The sequence below is a fragment of the Streptomyces sp. NPDC042259 genome, assembly GCF_055582085.1.
The window spans coordinates 495,664-520,502 of the sequence record NZ_JBVJDW010000002.1; the positions used below are offsets into that span (position 1 = coordinate 495,664).

The 24,839-nt window shown below is 76.0% G+C and carries 12 protein-coding genes and 1 riboswitch; of the genes, 9 read left to right on the forward strand and 3 right to left on the reverse strand.

Annotation, left to right across the window (positions count from 1 at the left end; translation table 11 throughout):
* Window positions 1-67: 67 nt before the first annotated feature.
* Window positions 68-658 (forward strand): histidine phosphatase family protein, encoded by a 591-nt coding sequence (locus tag ACZ6MA_RS06885; RefSeq protein WP_469431670.1) that lies wholly within the window; start codon window positions 68-70, stop codon window positions 656-658.
* Between the two features lie 26 nt (window positions 659-684).
* Here the strand turns inward: ACZ6MA_RS06885 and ACZ6MA_RS06890 are convergent, their stop codons facing one another.
* Together ACZ6MA_RS06890 and metE are read right to left on the reverse strand one after the other, a co-directional pair.
* A complete protein-coding gene (locus tag ACZ6MA_RS06890; RefSeq protein WP_469431672.1) occupies window positions 685-1,035 on the reverse strand; it encodes a hypothetical protein in 351 nt (116 codons plus the stop codon).
* Window positions 1,036-1,188: 153 nt separating this feature from the next.
* On the reverse strand, window positions 1,189-3,534 hold the full coding sequence (gene metE, locus ACZ6MA_RS06895) for a 5-methyltetrahydropteroyltriglutamate--homocysteine S-methyltransferase (RefSeq protein ID WP_469431673.1): 2,346 nt from the start codon (window positions 3,532-3,534) through the stop codon (window positions 1,189-1,191).
* 161 nt (window positions 3,535-3,695) lie between these two features.
* Window positions 3,696-3,887: riboswitch (cobalamin riboswitch) on the reverse strand.
* A gap of 461 nt (window positions 3,888-4,348) precedes the next feature.
* Here metE and ACZ6MA_RS06900 point away from each other — a divergent pair.
* The 7 genes from ACZ6MA_RS06900 to ACZ6MA_RS06930 all read left to right on the forward strand — a co-directional run bounded on the left by ACZ6MA_RS06900 (window position 4,349) and on the right by ACZ6MA_RS06930 (window position 19,463).
* Window positions 4,349-5,200 (forward strand): endonuclease/exonuclease/phosphatase family protein, encoded by an 852-nt coding sequence (locus ACZ6MA_RS06900; protein ID WP_469431674.1) that lies wholly within the window; start codon window positions 4,349-4,351, stop codon window positions 5,198-5,200.
* A gap of 266 nt (window positions 5,201-5,466) precedes the next feature.
* Window positions 5,467-6,747: an MFS transporter gene (locus tag ACZ6MA_RS06905; RefSeq protein WP_469431675.1), complete on the forward strand. Its 1,281-nt coding sequence runs from the start codon at window positions 5,467-5,469 to the stop codon at window positions 6,745-6,747.
* 224 nt (window positions 6,748-6,971) lie between these two features.
* Window positions 6,972-8,279 carry a non-ribosomal peptide synthetase gene (locus ACZ6MA_RS06910; RefSeq protein WP_469431677.1) on the forward strand — a complete coding sequence of 436 codons (1,308 nt, stop codon included), beginning with the start codon at window positions 6,972-6,974 and terminating at the stop codon, window positions 8,277-8,279.
* Window positions 8,280-8,393: 114 nt separating this feature from the next.
* A complete protein-coding gene (locus ACZ6MA_RS06915) occupies window positions 8,394-11,549 on the forward strand; it encodes a non-ribosomal peptide synthetase (protein WP_469431678.1) in 3,156 nt (1,051 codons plus the stop codon).
* Window positions 11,546-12,721, forward strand: a complete 1,176-nt coding sequence (locus ACZ6MA_RS06920; RefSeq protein WP_469431680.1) for an acyl-CoA dehydrogenase family protein — start codon at window positions 11,546-11,548, stop codon at window positions 12,719-12,721. The genes ACZ6MA_RS06915 and ACZ6MA_RS06920 overlap by 4 nt, the downstream gene beginning before the upstream one ends.
* A gap of 113 nt (window positions 12,722-12,834) precedes the next feature.
* A complete protein-coding gene (locus ACZ6MA_RS06925; protein ID WP_469431681.1) occupies window positions 12,835-16,683 on the forward strand; it encodes an amino acid adenylation domain-containing protein in 3,849 nt (1,282 codons plus the stop codon).
* Window positions 16,680-19,463, forward strand: a complete 2,784-nt coding sequence (locus ACZ6MA_RS06930; protein ID WP_469431682.1) for a condensation domain-containing protein — start codon at window positions 16,680-16,682, stop codon at window positions 19,461-19,463. Before ACZ6MA_RS06925 ends, ACZ6MA_RS06930 begins: the two co-directional genes overlap by 4 nt.
* 14 nt (window positions 19,464-19,477) lie before the next feature.
* Here the strand turns inward: ACZ6MA_RS06930 and ACZ6MA_RS06935 are convergent, their stop codons facing one another.
* The gene (locus ACZ6MA_RS06935; protein ID WP_469431683.1) at window positions 19,478-22,966 is read right to left on the reverse strand and encodes a CHAT domain-containing protein; all 3,489 of its coding nucleotides are present in this window, start codon (window positions 22,964-22,966) and stop codon (window positions 19,478-19,480) included.
* A gap of 439 nt (window positions 22,967-23,405) precedes the next feature.
* On the opposite strand from ACZ6MA_RS06935, the gene ACZ6MA_RS06940 reads away from it, so the two are divergent.
* Complete coding sequence (locus tag ACZ6MA_RS06940; RefSeq protein WP_469431684.1) at window positions 23,406-24,815, forward strand: serine/threonine-protein kinase; 1,410 nt, start codon at window positions 23,406-23,408, stop codon at window positions 24,813-24,815.
* Window positions 24,816-24,839: the final 24 nt, after the last annotated feature.

A 24,839-nucleotide genomic window follows, 5' to 3' on the forward strand; every position in this document is an offset into this window, starting at 1 on the left:
CGCGTGCCGCCCGTGATCTGCTGGAGCCTGGCCCGACCGGGCCCGCCGGGGAGGAGAGTTGGGGACCATGACCGTACGTGTGACGCTGCTCTCACCCGCGATGAGTGCCGCACTGCGCGAGGCCCGTTTCGACGACGGGGCCCCGCTCGACGAGGCGGGGGCCCGGCAGGCCCGCGCGGCCGCCGGTGGGCTGCCCCGGATGTCGGCCGCCGTATGCGCCCCCTCCGCGCGCTGCCGCCAGACGGCCGAGGCGCTCGGCCTGTCGCCCGCCCTCGTGCCCGAACTGCGGGATCTGGAGGTGGGCGACTGGCGGGGGCGGGGGCTGGCCGAGCTGTCCGCCGCCGAACCCGAGGCGGTGGCCGCCTGGTTGGCCGATCCCGGCGCGGCGCCGCACGGCGGCGAGTCGCTGCTGGACCTCGTCGAGCGGGTCGGCTCCTGGCTGGACGGCCGCGGCGACGACGACGGCCGGCTGCTCGCCGTCGTGGAACCCGCGGTGGTCCGCGCCGCGGTCGTGCACGCGCTGGGGATGCCTCCGCGGCTCTTCTGGCGGCTCGACGTGTCGCCTCTGTCGTTGACCGAACTCACCGGCCGGGCCGGGCGCTGGAACCTGCGCTGCGGCCGGCCCCTGGCTCCGGAGCCGGCACCACCGACGCCCTGAGGATGCCCGGGAGCGGGCGCGGGGATTCACAGGGCGGTCAGACCGCCCCGCGGCCCCCCGGCCGCGGCCGGGGCGCTCCGGCGGATCAGCTCCAGCAGCCCGCAGCGGACGCAGGGGCCCGCCGGACGGCCGGCGCCGGTGCCCCCGCCGTCGAAGGACGGCCCCGGGTGATCGTGCGGAGTGTCGGACAGCGATGACTCGACGGCCGCCAGCACGGCGAGGGCCTGCCGGAGTTCGTGCTTGAGGACGCGGATCCGGGCGACCTGTGCGCCCACCTGTCTCCGGGTGGCCGTCAGGCGCTCGTACTCCTCGGGGGCCACCACCACCGCCTCCTCCCCACCGATGATCATCCGACGCGGCTCGGGGCGCCTGCTCATCGTGGCCGTCCTCTCCTGTGGGGGCTTGACCGGTGGGGGCAGTCAATCACGAGAGGCCGTAGGGATTTGGGCTGCTTGAGCGGGATTGGCCGTGAACCGCGGGCGCACCCGGCACATCGGCACCGGGTGCGCCCGCCTCGGTCCGGGGTGGTGTCAGCGCGCGTCGGCGCCGGTCAGTTCGGCCCGTACCCGCCGGGCCGCCTCGACCAGGTGCTCCAGGGAGCCGCGGACCTCGCTCCAGCCACGGGTCTTCAGCCCGCAGTCGGGGTTGACCCACAGCCGCTCGGCGGGAATGGCCCCGAGCCCCTTGCGCAGCAGGGTGGCGGTCTCCTCGACGCCCGGCACCCGGGGTGAGTGGATGTCGTAGACGCCCGGGCCCACCTCGTGGCCGTATCCGGCCACGGCGAGTTCGTCGGCGATCCGCATGTGCGAGCGGGCCGCCTCCAGGCTGATGACGTCGGCGTCCAGTTCCTCGATGGCGCCGATGACGTCGCCGAACTCGGCGTAGCACATGTGGGTGTGGATCTGGGTGTCCGCGCGGACGCCCGCGGTGGCCAGCCGGAACGCCTCGGTGGCCCAGGCCAGGTAGCCGGGGCGGTCGGCGGTGCGCAGGGGCAGCGTCTCGCGCAGCGCGGGCTCGTCGACCTGGATGACGGCGGTGCCGGCGGCCTCCAGGTCGGCGACCTCGTCGCGCAGGGCCAGGGCGACCTGGCGCGCGGTGTCGGCGAGCGGCTGGTCGTCGCGGACGAAGGACCAGGCGAGCATGGTGACGGGCCCGGTGAGCATGCCCTTGACCGGGCGCTCGGTCAGTGACTGGGCGTAGCGCGTCCAGGCCACGGTCATGGGCTCGGGGCGGGAGATGTCACCGGCGAGGACCGGCGGGCGGACGTAGCGGGTGCCGTAGGACTGCACCCAGCCGTGCCGGGTGGCCAGATAGCCGGTGAGCCGCTCGGCGAAGTACTGGACCATGTCGTTGCGTTCGGGCTCGCCGTGGACGAGGACGTCCAGGCCGGCCTTCTCCTGGAAGGCGAGGACGTCGCGGATCTCGGCGGCGATGCGCTCGTCGTACCCGGCGGCGTCGATCCGTCCCGCCCGCAGGTCGGCGCGGGCGGTGCGCAGCTCGGTGGTCTGCGGGAACGAGCCGATGGTCGTGGTGGGCAGCAGCGGCAGGCCCAGCCGGGCCCGCTGGGCCACGGCCCGTTCGGGGTACGACTGCGGGCGGCGGGTGTCCCGCTCGGTGACGGCCGCGGCGCGGGCCCGGACGGCCGGGTCGTGGGTGAGGGCGGAGGCGGCACGGGAGGCGCGGGCGGAGCGGTTGGCGGCGAGGCGCGGGGCGATGACGTCGGCGCCCTCGTTCAGTCCGCGGGCGAGGGTGACGATCTCTTCGGTCTTCTGCCGGGCGAAGGCGAGCCAACGGACCACCTGGGGGTCCATGTCGCGTTCGGCGGTGGCGTCGAGGGGGACGTGCAGCAGCGAGCAGGACGGCGCCACGTCCACCCGGCCGGCGAGACCGAGCAGGGTGGCGAGGGTGGCCAGCGAGTGCTCGAGGTCGTTCAGCCAGATGTTGCGTCCGTCGACGACACCGGCGACGAGGCGTTTGCCGGGCACGCCGCCGGCCGCGGCGAGGTCTTCGAGGTTGGCGGCGGCGGGGCCGGTGAAGTCCAGGGCCAGCCCTTCGACGGGCGACTTGGCGAGGACGGGCAGGGCGTCACCGAGGCGGTCGAAGTACGCGGCGGCCAGGATCCTGGGCCGGTCGGTGCGGGCGCCCAGGTCACGGTAGGCGCGGGTGGCGGCGCCGAGGACGGCCGGGGGCTGGTCCTGGACGAGGGCGGGTTCGTCGAGCTGGACCCATGCGGCGCCCGCGGCCCGTAGTTCGGCCAGCACCTGGGCGTACACGGGGAGCAGCCGGTCGAGGAGGGTGATCGGCTGGAAGTCCGCCGGGACCCCGGGGGCGGGCTTGGCGAGGAGCAGATAGGTGACCGGGCCGACCAGGACGGGGCGGGCCGTGTGGCCGAGGGCCACGGCCTCGCGCAGTTCGCCGAGCGGCTTGGCGGGGTCGGCGGTGAAGACGGTGTCCGGGCCCAGTTCGGGCACGAGGTAGTGGTAGTTGGTGTCGAACCACTTCGTCATCTCCAGCGGCGGGGCCTCCTGGGTGCCGCGGGCCATCGCGAAATAGCCGTCCAGGGCGTCGCCTTGGACGGCGGCGCGGTGCCGCTCGGGGATGGCGCCGACCATGACGGTGGTGTCCAGGACGTGGTCGTAGAGCGAGAAGTCGCCGGTGGGGACCTCGTCCACACCGGCTTCCGCCAACTGGCTCCAGGTGGTGCGGCGCAGGGTGGCGGCGGTGGCCTGCAGGGCATCGGCGCTGACGCGGCCCGCCCAGTAGCCTTCGACGGCCTTCTTCAGCTCCCGGCCCCGGCCCTGCCGGGGGTAGCCGTGGACGGTGGCGCGGGAGGGCGGGGTGGTGGTGCGGTCGGTGCGGTCGGTGCGGTCGGTCACGGAACTCTCCTTCGCGAGTCGCGGAATGACCACGGCGGACCGGGCGCGAAGGGACGACGGAACACGACGAAGAGGGCGGGCGCGCCGGGCGCGCCTGCCTGCCGCCGCCGGCCCTCCCTCGGGACCACCGCGATCACCGCACGCGGGTGGCGTGCGGGCAGTGGCAGGTCTTCGGACTCGCGGGCGCGCCCTTCGGCCTGGGGCCGCCGGGCTCCTACTGGCCGTCGCTTCCCGGACGCGTGGGCGTCCAGTGCGTATGACGGCGGTCGTTCCCACTCACCGCTGCGGGGCAGTCCCGGACTTCCACCGGGTTCCCTCTTACGACGCTCCCGCCTGGCGGACGGGGCGAACCAGCTGCGTGCCCCACCCTAGGCCTCCGGCGGTTCTTTCGGCTACCGGCCTGTCTTTACCGCCTGCGGCGGCGGGCGCCCTGCGGGCGCGCGTCCTCAATCGCCGGACGGGCTCAATTTGGCTGAGGTCAGCCAATACCAGCCCGTCCGGCGATTGAGGACTACCGCCGCGCAGCGGTGGTGCCGCCGGACTCCGGCGGTTCTTTCGGCCGCCAGCCGGTGGTGCCGCCTGCGGCGGCAAGGCGCCCTGCGGGCGCGTCCTCAAACGCCGGACGGGCTTGATGTGGCTGGGCTCCAGCCGAAACCAGCCCGTCCGGCGCTTGAGGACACCACACAGCAAGCCCGTCCGGCGTTTGAGGACACCACACAGCGCGCCCGGCCGGCCAGGCAACCGCCCCGTTGCAAGGCACACAGGGGCGTGAGAATCTCCGGTACCCGGATCTCGCCCGGAACCTGGAGACGCCGTGACCGCCTTCGCGCACGCTCCTCTCGAACGCCGCACCGATCCCGCGCGGAGCCCCTTGCGCGTGATGAGCTTCAACCTCCGCTACGCCTCCGACATCCCGCCCCACACCTGGGCCGAGCGCCGGCCCGTGATGCGGGCGTTGTTGTGCCACGAGCGCCCGCACCTCCTCGGCACTCAGGAGGGGCTGTACGGGCAACTGCGCGACATCGCCGCCGATCTGGGGCCGCGCTACGCCTGGCTCGGCACGGGCCGGGCGGGAGGCAGTCGCGATGAGTTCACAGCAGTCTTCTACGAAGTACGGCGGCTCGCCCCCGTCGCGTACGACCACTTCTGGCTGTCCGACACCCCGTATCTGATCGGGTCCGCCACGTGGGGCAACACCGTGGTCCGGATGGTGACCTGGGTCCGGTTCCGCGATCTGCGCACCGGGGGTGAGTTCTACGTCCTCAACACCCATCTCGACCACGCCCACCAGTACGCGCGTGAGCGTTCCGCCGCGCTGATCACCACCCGGCTGCGTGGTCTGGACCCGACTCTGCCACGGATCGTCACCGGTGACTTCAACGTCGCCGCCCACGGCAACCCCGTCTACGACACGATGCTCGACCAGGGTTCGCTCGTGGACTCCTGGGACGCGGCCGACCGGCGTAGTGAGCAGTACGCGACCTTCCACGGCTACCGGCCGCCGGTACCGGGCGGCGACCGCATCGACTGGATCCTCACCTCACCCCGGGTGCGCACCCGGCACGCGGTCATCAACGTCTTCCAGCAGGGCGGGCGGTTCCCCAGCGATCACCTGCCGGTGCAGGCGGAGTTGGAGCTGTGGGGGGCTCCCGGCTCGTCCGCTTAGCGTAAAGCCGCCCGGGTGTCACCACTTCGGACCCATTCACCCCGGACCAGGAACCGACTATCGGACATTCGAACAACTGGCTCCCCTCGCGGCCCCTGGGGCCCGGAAAACCCTTCCGCCGCAGGCCACCCTGGGTGACGTTCCCTTGACAGTCCGAAACCGTTCGCCTCAACGTCACCAACACTTGTCCGCATTACGAACAAAACTGTCCGGAAGTACCCGGATGATTTTGACTGAGCCCACCCTCATCACCAAATGTCTGCCAAATGTCCTCGTCAGTGAAGCCCATGTGCTCAGGGCTCTTTCGGAACTACGACTTCCGATTACTGCTCTCCGGCGCGGCGGTGAGCCAGGTCGGCACTCAAGTGACCTTGGTGGCCCTGCCGTTGGTGGCCGTGGTGGAACTCGACGCGTCCCCCATGGAGACCGGCCTGCTGACAGCCGCCGAGACCGCGGCGTTCCTGCTGGTCGGGCTGCCCGCGGGAGCCTGGGTGGACCGGGTGCGCCGACTGCCCCTGCTCATCCGCGCCGACGTCGTACGGGCCGTGACGATGCTGAGCCTGCCCCTCGCGGCGTGGGCCGGGGCGCTGACCATGGCGCAGCTGTACGTGGCCGCGCTCGTCACCGGCGTGGCCACCGTGTTCTTCGACATCGCGCACCAGAGCTATCTGCCCGGCCTGCTCCCCCGGGAGCAGCTGGTCGCGGGCAACGGCGCCCTGGAGACGGCCCGTTCGTCCGCCCAGGTCGCCGGGCCGGGGCTGGGCGGCGCCCTGGTGCAGTTGCTCGGGGCTCCCGTCGCCCTGCTGGCCGACGCGATCGGCTATCTCGTGTCGGCGCTCTTCCTGCGCGGGATCCGCGCCCGTGAGTCACGGCCCGTGCCCGTCCCGGGCGTTCCGTTGCGCACGCAGGTCGCGGAAGGGCTCGTGTTCGTCCTGCGCCACCCCGTGCTGCGCATGATCGCCTGCGCCACCGGGGTCGCGAACTTCTTCTCCGCGATGCTGATGTCGGTCCAGACGGTGTTCCTGGTGCGGGAACTCGGCCTGCCGCCCGGGGTGCTCGGGCTGATGCTGTCGGCCTCGGCCGTCGGCGGACTGGCGGGAGCGCTGTGCGCGGGAGCACTCGCCCGTGCCGTCGGCCAGGCCCGGGTCATCTGGCTGTCCACCGTCGTGACGGGACCGTTCGCGCTGCTGTGGCCGCTGGCCGGACCCGGCGCCGCCGCCGGGTGGTTCGCGGTCGCCTCCGCGGCCGTGTTCTTCGGAGCGGTGGTCTACAACGTCGCCCAGGTCAGTTTCCGGCAACTGCTGTGCCCCGACGCGCTCCTCGGGCGGATGAACGCCACCTTGCGCTTCATGGTCTGGGGCACCATGCCGCTCGGGGCCCTGCTCGGCGGGGCCGTCGCCTCGGCCGCCGGGCCGCGCGCCGCCGTGTGGGTGTGTGCCGTGGGCTTTCTGCTCGTCCCGGTGCCCCTGCTGCTGTCCCCGCTGCGGCGGCTGCGTGATCTGCCGGTCCCCGACGCCGACGCGGGGCGAGCCGTGTCCGGTACCTGAGCCCTGCCCGACACCTGGCCCCGCCCCCTCGGAGCCGGACCCCGCCCGGGGCCCGCACCCCTTCCGTCCAGGCCCGTCCAGGCCCGCCCGGGCCCGGCGGCGCCCTGGAAGCGCACCGCTCGGACGCTCCGGTACCCCGGCGGTCCCGCGCACCCCCACCACCTCTGGCCCCACCCCCCTTCGTCTCACGAGTCAGCGCGCCCCCCGGCGCGCGGGAGGACATCGTGCAGTCCAGCAGCATCACCTCGCAGTACCTCGACCGTTACCGGCACGCCGTCGACGGCGTGGCGCGGGCCGCCGCGCCGCTCCCGGTCACCGGTGCGCAGCGGCGGTTCCTGCTCGCCCGGCGGATGGACCCGGCCGGCCGGCCCGATCTCGTCCCGCTGTTCTTCGCCTTCCCCCGCGGATCCGTCGACACCGGCCGGCTGCGGGCCGCGGCCGGGCACCTCGCCGCCCTGCACCCCGCCCTGCGGGCCCGTCCCGAAACGCTGCGCGGGGTCCCGGTGCAGCGGCTCACCGAGCCCGACGCCCGGGTGAGCCGCGTGGAGCCGCGCCCCGGCGAGAGCGCGGACGACGCGCTGCGCCGGGTGCTGGGCGCCTGGGCGGCCGAGGGCCCGCCGCTCCGGCTGTTTTTCGCCGCCGACCCGGCGGGCGACCGAGACGTCCTCGCCGTCGTCATGGACCACGCGGCCTGTGACGAGGCGTCCATCGGGCGCGTCCTGGCCGATCTCACCGATGCCTACCGCCACGGCCTCGGCGCGCGGGACGTCCCCGGGGCCCGGGCGGCGGACGAGCTGGCCGCCTACCGCGAGGCCGTCGACCTCCAACTGGACGCGGAGGCGCGGGCGTCGGGGCAGCGGTCCCTCGCGTACTGGGCCCGGCGGCTCGCCGCGCTCCGCCCGGCCGCCGGGGCCACGCCGGGGGCACGCGCCGGGAACGGGCCGGCCGGGACCGGAGCCGCCCTGCACCGGCTGCCCGGCACGCCCGACGGCTCCCGGCCGCCCTTCCCCGCCCTGCTCGACGCCTGCGCCACCGCCGCGCGCACGCTGTACGGGCCGGACCGGGTCCCGGCCCTGGGCTACCCGTGGGGCGGCCGGCCCGCCGCGGCCCGACCCGTCCTGGGCTGTTTCCTCAACACCGTGGTCCACCCGGCCACGGCCTGCGGGCCCGACGAGCGGACCGTGGCGTGGTGGGACGACCTCGACCACGCGGACGCCCCGTTCGACGAGGTGGTGCGCGCGGCCCGCGCGGCCGGGGTGCCCTGGTCGGGCCGGCTCGACGGGCTGCTCACCGCCGAAGACCTGCGCCGCCGTCCGCCGCTGCGGCTCGGCGACGCCACCGGGCACGAGACGCACATCGACGGCCGCCCCGTACAGGCGCCGTTCGCCGTGTCCGTCTCCCACGGAACGGACCTTCTCGTCCGCATGGCGTGGGACCGGGGCGTCGTGCCGGACCCGCTCGCCGAGGACGCCTTCGCCGCTCTGCTCGACACCCTGCGCGCCCACACCCTCGGACACGCGCCGGTGGGCTGAACGCCGCCCGCCCGGCCGGCGGTCCTTCGGCTCCCGGCCTGTTCCCCACCCCGGCCCGCCGCCCACCCGGCGCGGGCACCGGGCCCCTCCTCCCACCCCACGGAAGGGTTGACCATGTTCGGACTCTCCACATCCCAGGAGATCGTCTGGCTGCACGAGCAGATGCTGCCCGGCAGTCGCGCCTACAACTTCACCGCCACCATCGATCTGCGGGGCACGCTCGACGAGGGCGCGCTCCGCGACGGGCTGGCCGCCGCCCTCGACCGGCACTCCGGGCTGCGGCTCGAACTCGTCGACAACCCGGGCGCGCTGCCCGGCCAGCGCGTCCGCGAGGGCTGTACGCCCCGGGTACGGACCGTCGACCTCGGCCGGGAGGCCGACCCGGAGGCCGCGTTCGAGGCGCTGCTGCGCACCGAGGCCGAAACGCCCCTCGACGTCTTCGAGGCACCGCTGCTGCGCTGGTGCCTGGTCCGGCTCGGCGCCGGCCACCACCGGATCGTCCACGTCGAGCACCATCTCGTCCACGACGGGCACTCCTTCGCGATCCTGCTCCGTGACGTGTTCACCGTGTACCGGGCGCGGGTGCTGGGCGAGCCGGTCGAGCTGCCGGCCGCCCCCTCGTACGAGGAGCACATACGGGCCGCCGACGGCCCGGCCCGGCAGGAGCGGCGGGAGGCGAGCCTCGGCTACTGGCAGCGGGAGCTGGCCGACGCCGCCTTCGATCTGCCGTTGCCCGGACTGGCCCGGCCCGGGGTACGGCGCCGGCACGCGGGCGCCCAGCTGCGCCAGCCGATCGACGCGGACCTCGCGGAGCGGCTGCGGGCCCACAGCCGCTCCCAGGGGCACACCCCGTTCTCCACCCTGCTCACGCTCTTCGCCGAACTGCTGCGCCGTCACAGCGGACGCGCCGACCTCGTCGTCGGCACGGCGGTCGGCAACCGTCCGGAGGGCTTCGAGGGCGCCACCGGCATGTTCGTCAACACCATCCCGCTGCGGCTGCGGCTGGACCCCGCGGCCGGTGCCGACGTGGTGGTGGACGAGGTGACCGACGGTCTGATCCGGGCGCTGCCGCACCAGGAAGTACCCGTGCAGCTGCTCACCCGGGCGCTGGGGCTGCACACCTCCGGGGCGGACAACCCGCTGTTCAGCGTCATGTTCAGCGCGCACGACGCGGCACTGCCGCAGATCGCGGTGCCGGACCTGGAGGTGTCGCTGTTCGAGGGCTTCAACACCGGCACGACCCGCTTCGACCTCGATCTGGTGCTGCTCCCCGACGACCGGCGCACGGTCGGCCCGCGCACGGGCGCGGCGGGGATGACGCTGGTGTGGGACTACGACCGGGACCTCTTCGACGAGGCGACGGCAAAGCTGCTCGCCGGGCGGTTCCTGGACCTGGTCCGCGCCTATCTGGGCGCGCCGACGACACCGCTGGCCGAACTCGCCCCCGCGCCCGGCGTCGTGGCCCCGGCGGACGCCGCGGCGGCACCGGCGGCGACCGCGGCGGCCCTGGACCCCGTCGCGGGGCGCGACAGCGCGGCCGTCGCGATCGTCAGCGGCGCCCTGAAGATCACGTACGGGGATCTCGACCGCCGGGTCGAGGAGCTGGCCGGGAAGCTGCGGGCGGCGGGCGTCACCCAGGGGCGGCCGGTGGCGGCCGTGCTGCCGCGCGGCGTGGACACCGTGGTGACCCTGCTCGCCTGTCTGCGCACGGGGGCGGTGTACGCCCCGTTGTCCCCCAACGACCCGGCCGCGCGCCTGGAGACGCTCCTGGCGCGGCTGCGCCCGGCGCTGGTGCTGACCGACCGGGAGAGCGCGCTGTCGTTGCCCGCCGAGGGCCTGCCGGTGGCGCTCCTCGACGCGGCGGAGTTCCCCAAGGCCGAGCCGGCCGAGTGGATCGAGGGCGCGGCGTACATCATCCACACCTCCGGCTCCACCGGCCTGCCCAAGGCCGTGGTGGTGGGCCGGGACGCGCTGGCGCACTTCACCGCACACGTGGCGGAGCGGTACGCGCTGACCCCCGGGGACCGGGTGCTGTTGTTCGCCCAGCCGTCGTTCGACGTGGCGCTGGAGGAGGTGCTGCCGTCGCTGCTGGCCGGTGCCACCCTCGTCGTCCCGCAGCGGGAGGTGCCCACGGCCGCGGAGCTGATCGCCGTGCTGGCGGCCCGCCGGGTCACCGTCGCCAACCTGCCGACGAGTTACCTCCTCGCGGTCCGCGCGGAGCTGCGGGACGCGCTCGGCGACGGCCGCTGGTCGCCGCGGCTGCTGGTGTGCGGCGGCGAGCGGCTGCCGGCCGGCGCGTTGCGGGAGCTGCTCGACGCCACCGATGGCACCGGTGCCGGCGGCGTCACCGTGCTGAACGCCTACGGGGTGACCGAGGCGGCCGTCACCTCCACCGTGCACGAGGTGGACCGGGCGGAGCTGGCCGAGGGCTGCGAGGTGCCGCTCGGCGTCCCGCTGCCGGGCGTCGACGTGCACGTCCTCGACGGGGGCCGTTATCCGCTGCCGTGGGGCGCGGTCGGTGAACTCGCCATCGGCGGGGCCGCTCTCGCCGAGGGGTACCTCGGGGGCGGCGAGGCGACGGCCGCCCGGTTCGTGACCGTGCCGGCGCTCGGCGGTGCGCGGGTGTACCTCACCGGTGACCTCGGCTACCGCGACCGCGACGGCCGTCTGGTCTTCCTCGGCCGCCGCGACAACCAGGTCAAGCTGCGCGGTTACCGCATCGAACTGGAGGAGGTCGAGGCCGCGGCGTCCGCCGAACTCGGCGGCCGGTCCTGCGCGGTCGTCCTCGACCGGGAGGCGTCCGGCGGCCCGCGCCTGGTCGGTTTCTTCGAGTCCCCCGAGCAGTCCCCGTCGGCGGTGGATTCCGAGGCCCTGCACGCCGCCCTGTCGGGCCGGCTGCCCGCCGCGCTCGTCCCGGGCCGCTGGATCCGGCTGGAGGAGATGCCGACCCTGCCCGGCGGCAAGCCCGACCGTGCCGCCCTGACCCGCACGGCCGCCGGGCTGCCGCTCGACCACGACACCGGGCCCACGCCCGCCGAGGTCGCCGACCCGGCCGTGGCGCTGCTCAGTGAGGGCTGGCGGGAGGTGCTCGGGCACGACCGTTTCGCACCGTCGTCGCACTTCTTCCAGGTCGGCGGGCATTCCCTGCTGGCCGCCCAGCTCGCCGCGTGGCTGGAGCCCCGGCTCGGCGGCCGCCCGCCGCTGCGGGTCCTCTTCCAGCATCCGGTCCTCGCCGACCAGGCGCGCGCGGTCACGGAGGCGGTCCGATGAGCACCGCCCCCTCGTCCGTCCTGGAGACGGAGCACCGCGAACTCGTCGACTCCTTCGAGTCGTTCGTCCGCCGGGAGCTGGTGCCGCTGGCGGCCGAGCTGCCGGAGGGCGGTGACCTGCCGCCCGCCGATCTGCGGGCGTACGTCCGCGGCCGCTCGGCGAAGCTCGGTTTCTACGCGGGCGACTACCCCGAGGAACTGGGCGGCTCCGGGATGCCGTTCGGCGCCGTGGTGCTGCTGCACCACGCCGCCGGGCGCAGCGGCTGTCCCCTCGCCCCGTACGCGCTGGCGGGCTCGGACGGGCCCAGTCCGCTGCTGCGGCAGGGCACCGAGGAGCAGGTCGAGCGGTATCTGAAGCCGCTGGTGCGCGGGGAGGCGACGCGCTGTCTGGCGCTGACCGAGCCCAACGCCGGGTCGGACGCCTTCCAGCTCACCAGCACCGCGACCCGCGAGGAGAGCGGGGAGTGGGTGCTGACCGGCCGTAAGACGTTCGTCAGCAACGCCGGGCACGCCGACTTCGCGATCGTGGTGGCCCAGGCGGACGCGGGCCCGTCCGGCGCGGGGGGACCGACCGCGTTCGTCGTGGGGATGGACCATCCGCGGCTGCGGATCGGGCAGGCCTACGACGGCATGTCGGGCGAGCGGCTGTACGAACTGCTGCTGGACGGGGTGCGGTTGCCGGCCGACGCCGTGGTCGGTGGCGAGGCCGGGATCGGTGCCGCCCTCGGCAACGGCATCGACAGCCTCTCCCGGGGCCGTCTCGTGGTGGCCGCCATGTGCAACGGCATCGCCGAGTACGCCCTGCGGCTGGGGATCGAGTACGCGCGTGAGCGGCGGGCGTTCGGCGAACGCATCGGCGCGTACCAGCATGTGCAGGAGCACCTGGTGAGCAGCCACGCGGAGGTCGAGGCGGCCAAGCTGCTGACGCTGGCGTGCGCACGGCTGGTGGACGCGGGCGTGGAGACGCCGGAGAACGCGGCGCTGGCCAAGCTGACCGCTTCCGAGACCGCCGTGCGGGTCGTGGACCGTTCGCTGCGGGTGCACGGCGCGACGGGCTGGGTCCGGGGGCATCCGCTGGAGTTCCTGTACCGGTACGTCCGGATGATGACGATCATCGAGGGCACGTCGGAGATCCAGAAGGTGATCGTCGCCCGGTCGATGGGCCTCGGCTGAGCCCGCCCCCGCACCACCGCTCCCCTTTCCCTCTCGTATTCCCTCTCGTATCCCGCGCGGCCCGCGCCCGGTGCGCGGCCCGCGCGGCCCCTTCGACTTCGTCCAGAGGAATCATGACTACTGCAGTGAACGCGTCCCGCCCGGACGCAGCGGACGGTGAGACCCGCCTCAGCGTCGCCCACGGCGCGCCCGCCCCGGCGGACGACTGGGACGTCCTGGCCCGGTTCGAGCACTGGGTGCGCCATGAGGCGTCCGCCCCCGCCGTCGAGGACGGGGAACTGAGCTGGACCTACGCCGAGCTGGACGCCCTGGCCGAGCGCGTCGCCGACGTGCTGCGCCCCCGGGTGCGCCCCGGCGACCTGGTCGGGGTGTGCCTGGACCGCTCGGCGGCCCTGGCCGCGACGGCCGTCGCCCTCGCCCGGCTCGGCGCCGTCTACCTCCCGCTCGGGCCGCGCCCCGGCGACCGGCGGCTCGCCGCCGTGACCGGCGGCCTCCGGGTGACCGCACTCGTGGGCGCGCCCGAGGTGCTGCCCGAGGCGTACTGCGCCGGTGAGCGGCTGTCCCTGCCCCTGCCCGCCGCCGGGGCCAACGCGACGGAGGCCGTCGCCGCGTTCACGCCGCGCGAGCCGGCCTCGGGCACGGCCGCGCCCGAGGGCGCCTTCTACGCCGTGCTCACCTCGGGGTCGACGGGCACGCCCAAGGCGGTCGCGGTGGACGGTGCCGCGCTCGCCGCCCGGCTGCGCTGGTACCTCGACCGCGTCGGCGCCCGCCCCGGCGACCGGCACGGACTGCTGGTGGGCGTCTCCTTCGACCCGCACGTCCTGGAACTGTGGGCCGCCCTGTGCTCGGGGGGCACGCTGAGCGTCGCGCCGGACGAGGTGCGCTGGGACCCCGAGGCGCTCACCGACTGGTGGCGGCGGGCGGCGGTGACGGTGGCGATCCTGCCGACACCGCTCGCGGAGACCGTCTTCGAGCGGCCGTGGCCGCCGCTTCCCGCACTGCGCCGCCTGTCGGTCGGCGGCGACCGGATGCGCCGCCGGCCGGGCGGGGACGTCACCGCCCTGGTGGACAACGCGTACGGCCCCGCGGAGGCGACCGTGCTGGCCACCGCGCACGCCCTGAACCCGGCGGGCGCGGCGGACGGCGCCGGCGTGGAGCCCGCGGACACCGCGACGCCGCCGCCCATCGGGCTGCCGCTGGACGGCACCGTCGTCGGGGTCGCCGACCCCTCGGGGCGCCTGGTGCCCCGGGGCGAGCCCGGTGAGCTGCTCCTCGGCGGCGCCGGGCTGGCGATCGGCTATCTGGACGAGGAACTGACGGCCCGGCGCTTCGTGGCGCCCCCGGCGGGGATGACCGGGACCGACCGGGTCTACCGCACCGGTGACCGGGTGCGGATGCGCGCCGACGGCGTCCTGGAGTTCCTCGGCCGCCTGGACGACCAGGTCAAGGTGCGCGGGGCCCGGATCGAACCGGCCGAGGTCGAGGCGGCCTTCGAGCACGACGCCCGCGTCCGGCGGGCGGTCGTCGCGGCCGCGACCGGGGCCGACGGCGGGGTCCGGCTGATCGCGTACGTCCTGCCCGTCCCGGGTGGCCGCACGCCGACCGGTGCGGAGCTGCTGGCGGCCGTGCGCGACGGGCTGCCCGAGCAGGCGGTGCCCTCGGCCGTCCGGTATGTCGACGCGTTCCCCCTCGACGCCAACGGCAAGGTCGACCGTGCCGCGCTGCTGGCCGGGGAGGCACCGCCGAAGTCCGCTCCGGCGGACACGCGGGTCCCCCCGGTGCCCGCGCCCGCCCCGGATTCGGGTACGGAAGAGCTGGTGGTGCGGCTGTGCCGTACGCTGCTCGACCGTCCGGACCTCGGCCCGGGGGACGGCTTCCTCGACAGTGGTGGTGACTCCCTGACCGCCGCCCGGCTGCTGGCCGCCCTGGAGGAGGAGTGCGGGGTACGGCTGCGGGCACCGGAAGTGCTCCGGCAGCCCGACCTGCGCGCCCTGGCCGCCCTGCTCGACGCCAAGCGGACGGACCGGCCCGCCCCGTCGGCACCTCCGGCGGCCCCGGCGGCGTCCGACCCGGCGGCCTCGGCCCCGGTGGCCACGGGGACCGCGCCCCGGGCGACCGCCGCGGCGGACCCGGCCGACGGCGGTGTGCTCGCCCACGTCGCCGCCCACGCCGGGGCGACCCCGGGGGCGCTGGCCGTCCTGGACGGTGAACTGGCGCTCACCTACGCCGAGTTGACCGGCGCCGCCCGGCGGCTGGCCGGTGTGCTGCGCGCCCGGGGAGTACGGACCGGTACCGCGGTCGGGCTGCTCATGCCGCACTCGGTGGGCGTCGTCGTCGCCCAGCTCGCCGTCTGGTGGGCGGGCGGCCACTACGTGCCCCTGGATCCGGCCTACCCCCGGCCGCGCACCGAGGCGATGCTGGCCGACGCCGGGGTCGCCCTGACGCTGGGTGAGAAGGACCTGCTGGAGGCGGCGGGCCTGCCGGCCGGGCGGACGCTGGCCGTCTCCGCGGCGGGGGCCGCCGACCCGGATACCCCGTGCCCGGGGCAGGACGTCGGGGTACTTCCCCCCGCGTACGACCCGGACGCCGTGGCGTACGTGATGTACACCTCGGGTTCGACGGGCCGCCCCAAGGGCGTGGCGATCACCCATCGCGGGGTGGCCGGACTGACCGTCGCGCCGGACTTCGTGACGGTCACCCCCCGCGACCGGGTGCTCTTCCACTCGGCGCAGACCTTCGACGCGTCCCCCTTCGAGGTCTGGGTCGCGCTGGCGAACGGGGCGGCGGTGGCCGTCTCCACCGCCGACCGGCACTCGCTGGAGGGGCTGGCCCGGGACGTGGAGCGGCTGGGCGCCACCGTCGCCATGCTGACCACCGCGCTCTTCCACCATCTGGCCGACCGCCGGTCACCGGTCTTCGGCGTGCTGCGCGGCGTGCTCGTCGGCGGCGAGGCGATGTCGGCCCGGCACGCGCGGAGCGTGCTGCGCTCGCATCCGTGGCTGGAGCTGGTCCACGGGTACGGGCCGACCGAGGCGACGACCTTCGCCACCACCCACCGGGTGCGGGACGCCGACTGCGACGGCCCGCCGCCGATCGGCCGCCCGGTCGCCGGGACGACGGCGCACGTCCTCGACGAGCACGGCGCCCCGGTGCCCGCGGGCACCCGTGGTGAACTCTGGCTGGGCGGCCCCCGGCTCGCCCGCGGCTACCTCCGGGAGCCCGCCCTCACGGCGGAACGCTTCGTCGACCACCCGGCCACCGGACGGCTCTACCGCACCGGCGACCTCGTGTCGGCCCGCCCGGACGGCGTGCTGGACTTCCACGGCCGCACCGACGACCAGTTCAAGATCCGTGGCTTCCGGATCGAGCCCGGCGAGATCGAGCACGCGCTGCGCACGCACCCGCGCGTCGCGGACGCGGCCGTCACCGTGCTGCGGCCCACCCCGGAGGACGCGCGGCTGGTCGCCTTCGTCGTGCCCGTCGACGGCGGACACCTCACGGTGGCCGCGCTCCGCGCCCATCTGGCCGAGCGGCTGCCCGCGCACCTGCTGCCCAACGGGTGGTCCGTGGTGGACGGTCTGCCGCTGACCGCCACCGGCAAGGTCGACCGCCGGGCGCTGGCCGAACGCCCGGTGCCCGGCATCCCCCAGGCCGACGCCGCCGGGGAGCCGGCCGTCGCACGGCAGGCGCTGTCACCCATCCAGCAGGCGGTGGCCGAGGCGTGGACCCGGGCCCTGGAGCGGACGGTCGACACCCCGGACGCCGACTTCTTCGACCTCGGCGGCCACTCCCTGCTGGCGCTCGGCATCGTGGACGACCTGCGCGAGGACGTCGGCATCGAGCTGTCGCTCGCCGAGTTCTTCGCGGCGCCCACGGTGGCCGGACAGGCCGCGCTGATCGAGGAGGCGCTCGTCGGCCGGTTCGGTACGGACGTCACCGCCGCCACGGAGGAGGGCCGATGACGAGCACCCCGGACACCTCGCGCCAGGAGGCGCTGCTCCGCCTCGCCCGGCAGCGCGGGCGAGGCGCCGCCTCCACGGCCTCCACCCGGGCGCCCGCGCCGGGCGGCGGGGACGCGGGCCCGGTGCCGCTCTCGCACGCCCAGCACCGGATGTGGCTGATGGACCGGCTCGGCCGGAGCGGCGCGCTGTACAACGTGCCGTTCGCGACCCGGGTGCGCGGCCCCCTCGACCTGGACGCCCTCGCCGGGGCCGTCACCGCCCTGGTGCGCCGGCACGAGGTGCTGCGCACGCGGTACAGGCACGACGACGGCGAGCCCTGCCAGGAGGTGATGCCCGCCGCACCGGTACCGCTGCGGGTGGTGGACGCCACCGGCGACGGCGGCGGTGAGCTGGCACGGGAGGCGGCGCGCCCCTTCGACCTGGGCGCCGGGCCACTGCCGCGCGTGCTCTGTGTGCGGCACGCGCCCGAGGACCACACGGTTTTGCTGACGTTCCATCACATAGCGGTGGACGGCGGCTCGCTCGAAGTGATCGTCCGTGAACTCGACGCCCGGTACCGGGCGGCCGTGGAGGGCCGGGGCGGGCCGGACGGGGACGAGGTGGCGAACGCCGGGGTGCCGCGGTACGCGGACTTCGCCCGCCGGGAGCGCGCGGAGGGCGCCGCGGCGCTGGAGACCGGGCTCGCGTACTGGACCGAACGGCTCGCAGGGGCCCGGCCCGTGCCCCTGCCCGGGGTCGCCGTGCCCGCCGGCGGCCGGGGCGAGGGCCACGTCCTCGCCACGCCCCTGACCCCGCACACCCTGGAAGCGCTGCGCGAGGTGGGCCGCGACCACAAGGCCACCCTGTTCACGGTGGTGCTCGCGGGCGCGTTCGCGACACTGCTGGAGCGGACCGGCGGCGAGGACCTCGTCATCGGGTGCGCGAGCAGCCACCGCGACCGGGCCGAATGGCGCGACCTGGTCGGCCTGTGCGTCAACACCCTCGCGATCCGTACGGACCTGTCCGGTGCGCGGGACTTCGGGGAGCTGCTGTCGCGGGTACGGGACGACCTGCTCGAGGCGCAGCGTCACCGTCACGTCCCGTTCGACCTGGTCGTCGACCGGCTCGGCGCGGCGGCCCGCGACGGCGACGGCAATCCGCTGGTCGGTGTCACCGCCGACGTCCTGCCGAAGCCGTCGGGGCTGCGCCTCGCCGGGACGGTGTGCGAGCCCGTCGACATCGACCTGGGGACCGCCAAGTTCGGCCTCGGCTTCTACGTCGCGGAGGCCACGGACCGCGGCGGGCCGCGCGCCCTGGTGCAGTACGACCGGGGGCGGCTCGACGAGGAGACCGCCCGGGGGCTGCTGGACGCCTTCGCCGCGCTCCTGACGGAGGTGGCGGCGGACCCCGGGCGGCCGCTGTCGCGCGGGACGGCCGACCCCGTGGACGGCCCCGGGGACGGCCCCGGGGACGGCCCCGGGGACGGCCCCGTGGACGGCCCCGTGGACGGCCCCGTGGACGGCCCCGGGGACGGCCCCGTGGACGGCCCCGTGGACGGCCCCGTGGACGGCCCCGTGGACGGCCCCGGGGACGAGCCCATCACCGCACCCCTCGGTGCGCGGGGCGAGACCGTCAGGGCCGTGTTCGGCGAGCTGTTGGGCGACGACCCCGGTCCCGACGGCGACTTCTTCTTCCTGGGCGGGCATTCGCTGCTCGCCGTCCGCGTCGCGGAGCGGCTGCGTGAGCGGCTCCGTCTGCCGCTGACGGGGCTGGACGTCCTGGAGCACCGCACGCCGCGCGCGCTGGCGGTACTGCTGGACGAACGGGCGGAGCAGCGCACCCGGAAGCGGGCGGCCCCGGCGGCCACGGCAGGCGGCGCCGCCGGCCCGGGGTCCACCAGGACGGGAACGGTCCTGGTCACGGGTGGCACGGGCGGGGTCGGGGCGTTCGTCCTGCGGGAGTTGGCGGCCCGGGGGCGACCGGTGCGCGCGCTGGTGCGACCGGAGTCGGCGCATCTGGTGGCGGGCGACGGGGTCGAGGTGGCCGAGGGCGATCTCGCGGACCCGGGCAGCCTGCGGGACGCGGTCGCGGGCGTGGACGCGGTGATCCACTGCGCGTGCACGTTCACCTCGCCCGAGGTGGACGTCGCGGCGATGCGGGCGCTGCTGGACGGCTGGCGCCGGGGCGCGTTCGTCTTCGTCAGCAGCGTGGACGCCTACGGCAGGCCGCCGGTGGTGGAGGTCACCGAGGACACGCCGTCCGCCGAACCTCTGACGCCGTACGGGCGGGCCAAGCTGGACTGCGAGCGGATGCTGTGGGGGGCCGCGGGCACCGGGGGGCGGGGCGGGGCGACCGCGGTGCGGGCACCGCTGGTGTGGGGGCCCCACCCCCGGTTGCGCGACCAGCTGCGGTGGGGGGCGACGGGGGCGCTGTTCCAGGCCGCCCGGTCGGGGGAGCCGGTCGTGCTGCCCGCCGCGGGGGCCCTCCCGGCGTCCGGTGACCCCTGGGCCGGGGCGCCTTGGGTGCACGCGGCCGCCCTGGCCCGGGCCCTGGTGACCTGTGCCGAGCGGCCCGCGCACGGCATGGTGAACGCCATCGGCGGCCATGTGGGCTGGGAGGAGTTCGCGAGCGAGCTGACCCGGCTGCTCGGGAGCGGTGGCGGAATCCGTCCGGCGGCCACGACGGCCTCCGCTCCCCTGCTCCACCGGCACCGCTACCGCGCGGAGGCCCTCGCCGAGGAACTCGTCGAACGGCCGGGCGAGGACTGGCGCTCGGTGATCGCGGCGATGCTGGAGGACTGACGCGCGGCGCCGGCTCAGGCTCCGACGTGGATGAAGGGGGCCCAGTGGCACGGGTGCCGGGCCTCGATGTGCGGGGAGCGGGGGTGGGGGGCGGGGCGGGGGTTCGTGGCCCGGGGCCCGGCGGGCTCGCGTGTGACGCCCGCCTGTGCCGCGAGTGCGGCGAACTCCTCGGCCCGTTCGGCGGGGGCGAGCGCGCGCACCTCGCGGCGGGCGAGGGTGAGCGCGGTGCCGACGGCGGTCGCCGTACCGTCGGCGAGGTGCCGGTAGGTCCGGGTGACGACGAGGGCACCGGTGTCGTCGTCGGCCGGCCACAGCGGCACCACGGCGTGCCGGGCCCCGCTGAGCATCGCCGCGCGGGTGAGCCCGAGCACGTCCCCGCCGGCGGTCGCGGTGCCGTGCCCGGTGTCGCAGGCGGACAGGACGAGCAGGTGCGGGTCCGGGCCGGGGCCGAGCAGATCGGGCAGACCGAGGGCGTCCCGTCCGGCGAGGGCCAGCCGGAGGCGGCCGGGCGCCAGTTCGTCCACGTCGCCGTGGGTGGCCAGGTGCAGCACGTCACGGCCGGCGGCTTCCCGCAGGACCCGCTCGCGGGTGGCGGACGCTCCCGTCAGCAGCCGGTGGGCGGGCAGCAGCCGTGCGACGCCGGCGACTTCCGCCGCGGTGCCGGGCAGGTCCGCCGGGCCGGTCCGCGGGTCGGTGGCGGGCGCGCCCACGAGCAGTGCCGTACGGTCCCGCCACGGCCGGTCCGGGGGGCGGGGGCGGGTCAGGAGCGAGGCCGCGGGCAGGTAGGAGACGTCGTGGGTGGCGCCCAGGACGTCACCGCCCCAGGGCAGGGCGTGGAAGGGAAGGCGCGCGAGCCGGGCCGGGGGCACGACGACCACCCGTTCGCAGTGGTCGAGCGCGGAGCGGAACGGGCGCAGCAGCAGCTGTGAGAGCCGCCGTCCGGTGTCCTCGCCCCCGGGGGCTCGCGCGCAGTGCCGGTGGAAGCGGCGGGCCGTCGCCACCGTGCCGTGGGCCCAGCTCCGGGCCCGCGCCACGCGCAGCCCGTCGCGGGTGATCGCCCAGCCGACCAGGTCCTCGTCGAAGAGGTGGTACTCGATCAGCAGGGTGCCCGGGGGCAGTGCGCCCGCGACGGCCGCGGCGTCCGGGCCGGTGCCGCCGCGCCGGGGGGCGAGGGCGGCGGGGGCGAGCCGGGCGACGTCCGCCCGGGCCGCGTCCCGGGCGCGTTCCGCGTCGGTGATCCGCCGCCGGACCGTCGGCCCGGGGGTGGGGGTGGGGTGGGCCCGGCGGATCTCGTGCGCCGCGTCCTCGAACTGGGCCGACCAGCGGGCCTCGGCCCGGAGCCAGGCCCGTACGGCCCCCGCCGCGGGTCCGGCGGCGTCGAGGGCGTGCACGGCGTCGAGGAAACCGGAGCGGCTGCGCTCGGCGAGGCCGAAGGCGGCGGCGGCCGCGGCGGCTTGCGCCCCGGCCCCGTCCTGGGCCAGGAGCGACATGATGGCCGTGTGGTACATGCCCGCGACCACCGGGCTGTCGGCCGTGGCGGCCCGCAGCGCGTCCCGGGCCGGCCGGACGCGGTGCTCCTCGTAGCGGGTGATGGCGCGCAGCGCGTGGCCGACGGCGGCGGCGTGGTCGCCCCGCCCCCGCGCCGCCTCGGCCTGGAGCGCGGGCAGTTCCCACGGGTCGTCCGGTGCGGGCCCGCGTCTGCCGGTCTGCTGTGTCGCCGCCTCGGCGAGGCGGGGCTGACGCAGCCGCAGCCGCAGCACGGCCTCCTGGAAGGCGGACGGCTCCCCGCGGGCCGCGAGGTGGTCCAACACGGCCCGGGCCTCGGGGAACCGGCGCAGTTCGGTCAGGGCGGCACAGCGCTCCAGGAGGTCCGTGCCGCCGTCGGCTTCCGCCAGGGCCCGTTCGGCGAGCCGGTCGGCCTCCGTCTCCAGGCCGGCGGCGCGGGCCCGCCGGGACCGGTGGAGCGTCTCGTGGAACGTCACCGCCCCCGCTTCGGCCCGCAGCACGCGCAGGGCCGCTTCGACGGTCTGTCCGCCGAACGGTGACAGTCCCTCGGCGGCGGCGATCGCCCGCGCGATGCGGGGCCGCGAGGCGGCGATGAGGTCCGGGTCCCGCAGCGCGACGGCTGCCTGGTGGAAGGCCGCGGTGGCGTGGACGAGGCCCAGGCGCTCACCCGGACCGGGTGCCCCGCCCCGCTCCAGCCGCTCGGTGTGCTCCCGCATCCGGAGGTCGCTGAACACGAGCGGGGCCAGCCGGTGGTGTGCCGTCGTATGCGGCCGCGCGCGGGTGGCGAGCGTGTCGCCGGCCGCCGGTGTGCCGGTGAGGCGTGCGGCCAGGAGAAGGGAGGCACGGCTCGCGGCGGCCTCTCCCCGGCCGCTGAGGAACTCGGCCCGTTCGGTGACGAGTTCCGCCAGCCCCCGGCCCCATGAGCCGCTGCCGGCCGTGGACGTCCAGGTGAGAACGGCCTCGACGTCCCGGGGGTCCGGCTGCTGCCGGGCCGTGATCCGGTCGAGGCTCCGGTGCACCCGCAGCAGGGCCGCGCAGGCGCCGTCGCCCGCCTCGGTGGCCAGGGCGAGGGCCCGCTCCAGGGCCGCGACGCGGTCGGACGTCCGGCTCTCGACCCGGGCGGTGTGGGCGATCCGCAGCAGGGCGGCCGCCTGCCCCCGGGCCGACCCGGCCGCCCGAAACCGCTCCCGCGCCAGCTTGTAGCGGGCCTCGGCGCGGGCCGGGGCACGGGGCCCGGGGGTGCTGTCCCGGGCCGAGCAGCGTTCCGCCGCGCCCGGGGCGCCGAGTTCCCAGTCGCCGACGAGCAGCGCCGAGAGGCCGCCGATCACGAGGCTGTCGGGGGCGGCCCGCAGTGCCTCCCGGCGCAGGGCCTTCGCCCCGCCGGGGTCGGCCGCGCGGACCCGGAGGTCGGCCGCCAGCAGTGCGTGGCAGGCGGCGGGCACCGCGTGGGCCGTGACGGCCGGGTCCTCGCCCAGTGCGTCGAACCGGCGCAGCGCAGCGCGGATCCCGGCGCGCGCGGCGCGCGCGGCGTCGTGCTCGCCCGCCTCCTCGTACGCGGCGACGGCCCGCATCCCGTGCCCGACCGTCGTGCGGGCCGAGAGCAGACCGGGCAGGAGCCGGCCCGCCAGGACGGCGGCGAGCCGCAGCGCGGGGTCGGTGAGCGTCGCGATCCCGTCGGCGCTCCCGGCCGCCGCCGTCGGGACCGCCGACGGGTCCTCGCGCCGCGCGGCATCCCCCGTGCCGCCGGGGTACCAGTGGTGTTCCACGGCGGTCGCCGCCGTCCGCAGGGCCCGGGTGACCACCAGGTGTCCGGCAGGCCCCTCCGGGGTCCGGTCCAAGGCGGTCAGGGCCCGTACGGGTTCCCCCGCCGCGAGCGCGGCGGCGGCCGCGAGCCAGGTCCGCACGGGCTCGCGGCAGGCCTCGGGGCACACGGCGGCGGGGTCGCCCGCCCGCTGTTCGGGCGGCAGCAGTTCGATGAGCAACGCGAGGCCGTCCACTGGCTTCCCCCCTGCCGTGTGCGGCCCGCGCGTGACCACCGACCGCCGCGGACCCAGAGGGGAACGATATTCCGGCCACCGCCTCTTGAGAAGATTCGGCACCGCCTCCGGAAGACCGGAGCAATTCCTTCCCGAATAACCGCGTTGATCGGCATGCCGGAAGAATCACTGCCCCGGAATCATGGATTCCCTTAGTCGGCCGTAAAGGAAGTCCCGGCGCGATGGAATAGACCCGCCGGTAACTTCCCGGCGGCTTACGGACAATAGAGGCGCACGAGAGGTGAATCCCCTGGTCAAACGGGTAGTGTCAGAAGGGACTCAAGGGAATTCCGCGAATGTTCCGAAGGCGGGAACGATATCGCCGGGCCCGCCGTCTGAGGGAGTGTGCCCGAATGCGTGCGGCTCGGGGTGCCGTGCGCGCGGGAAGGGGGCGTATGCCATGGACGAGGAGCGAAGTCCATTGCTGGCCGGGCGTTACCGGATCGTCGGACGGCTCGGCAGCGGCGGTATGGGAGTGGTGTGGCGTGCCGTCGACGAGCTGCTCGACCGCGAGGTCGCGGCGAAGGAGGTCCGGGCACCGGACCATATGCGTGACGCGGACGTCCGGCTGCTGTACGCACGGCTGAAGCAGGAGGCCCGGGCGGCCGCCCGGGTCAGTCATCCGTACGTGATCACGGTGCACGACGTGGTCGAGCAGGAGGGCCGGCCCTGGATCGTCATGGAGCTGGTGCGCGGCAAGTCGCTGGCCGACGTGCTGGAGGAGGAGGGGATCCTGCACCCCAGGGAGGCGGCCAGGATCGGATCCATGGTCCTCCAGGGGCTGCGCGCCGCGCACGCGGCCGGGGTGCTGCACCGCGACGTCAAGCCCGCCAACGTCCTGATCGAGGAGAGCGGCCGGGTCGTACTGACCGACTTCGGCATCGCCGTGGTGGAGGGGTCGGGCACCCTCACCCGCACCGGCGACCTCGTCGGCTCGCCCGACTTCCTCGCCCCCGAGCGGGCGATGGGCCAGCGCCCCGGCACGCCGTCGGACCTGTGGTCGCTGGGCACCACCCTGTACGCGGCGATCGAGGGACTGTCGCCGTTCCGGCGGACCTCCGCACTGAGCACCCTGCAGGCCGTGGTCCAGGACGAGGCGCCCGCCCCGCGGCGGGCGGGCCCGCTCACCCCGCTGCTCGAAGGGCTGCTCCGTAAGGACCCGCGGGACCGGATGGGCGCGGTGGAGGCGCAGCGGCTGCTGGACTCCGTCGCGGCCGGGCGGCTCACCGAGCCACCGGGCTGGGCGCGTGCGCACACCGGGGAGTACGTCAGGACGGCCGTCGCCGTCCCCTCGCCGGTCCCCGGGCCGGCGCCCGCCCCCTCGCCCACGCCGTCGCCGTCGCCGTCGCCCGCACCCTCCCCCGGGCCCGTCGTGCGGCACGTCTCCCCGCTCCCGCCCGTCCCCCGCCCGGGGCCGGCTCCCCGGCCCGGCGGTGTCTTCGGACCGCCCACCCCGCGAGAGCCCGAGCGGCCGCTGTCCGGTACGCCGCGCCCGGGACCACGGAACGGCCGCCGGAAGGCGACGGTGATCCTCGGTCCGGTGCTGGCGTTCCTGCTCGCCGGCGGGGCGGCCACCGCCGCGGTCATCGCCACCCGGGACGACGGCGGCACACCGTCGGGCGGCACCGGTGGTGTCGTCAGCGACACCCGCCGGCCGTCGGACGGCACTTCGGGGGACCAGCCCCGCCCGTCCGCGACACCCGAGCCGCGGGACACACCCGCGGCCGCCACACCGTCCGCCGTGCCGTCCCCGGAGGCGGCCACGACATGCGCGAACGGCGGCTGGGTGGAGGCCTGCGGATACGGGTGAGGGGCGGGCGGCGAGGTGCGCGAA

Coding starts and splice junctions, on each gene's coding strand:
- ACZ6MA_RS06885 (WP_469431670.1), top strand. CDS start 68: ATGACCGTACGTGTGACGCTGCTCTCACCCGCGATGAGTGCCGCACTG.
- ACZ6MA_RS06890 (WP_469431672.1), bottom strand. CDS start 1,035: ATGAGCAGGCGCCCCGAGCCGCGTCGGATGATCATCGGTGGGGAGGAG.
- ACZ6MA_RS06905 (WP_469431675.1), top strand. CDS start 5,467: ATGTCCTCGTCAGTGAAGCCCATGTGCTCAGGGCTCTTTCGGAACTAC.
- ACZ6MA_RS06915 (WP_469431678.1), top strand. CDS start 8,394: ATGTTCGGACTCTCCACATCCCAGGAGATCGTCTGGCTGCACGAGCAG.
- ACZ6MA_RS06920 (WP_469431680.1), top strand. CDS start 11,546: ATGAGCACCGCCCCCTCGTCCGTCCTGGAGACGGAGCACCGCGAACTC.
- ACZ6MA_RS06925 (WP_469431681.1), top strand. CDS start 12,835: ATGACTACTGCAGTGAACGCGTCCCGCCCGGACGCAGCGGACGGTGAG.
- ACZ6MA_RS06930 (WP_469431682.1), top strand. CDS start 16,680: ATGACGAGCACCCCGGACACCTCGCGCCAGGAGGCGCTGCTCCGCCTC.
- ACZ6MA_RS06940 (WP_469431684.1), top strand. CDS start 23,406: ATGGACGAGGAGCGAAGTCCATTGCTGGCCGGGCGTTACCGGATCGTC.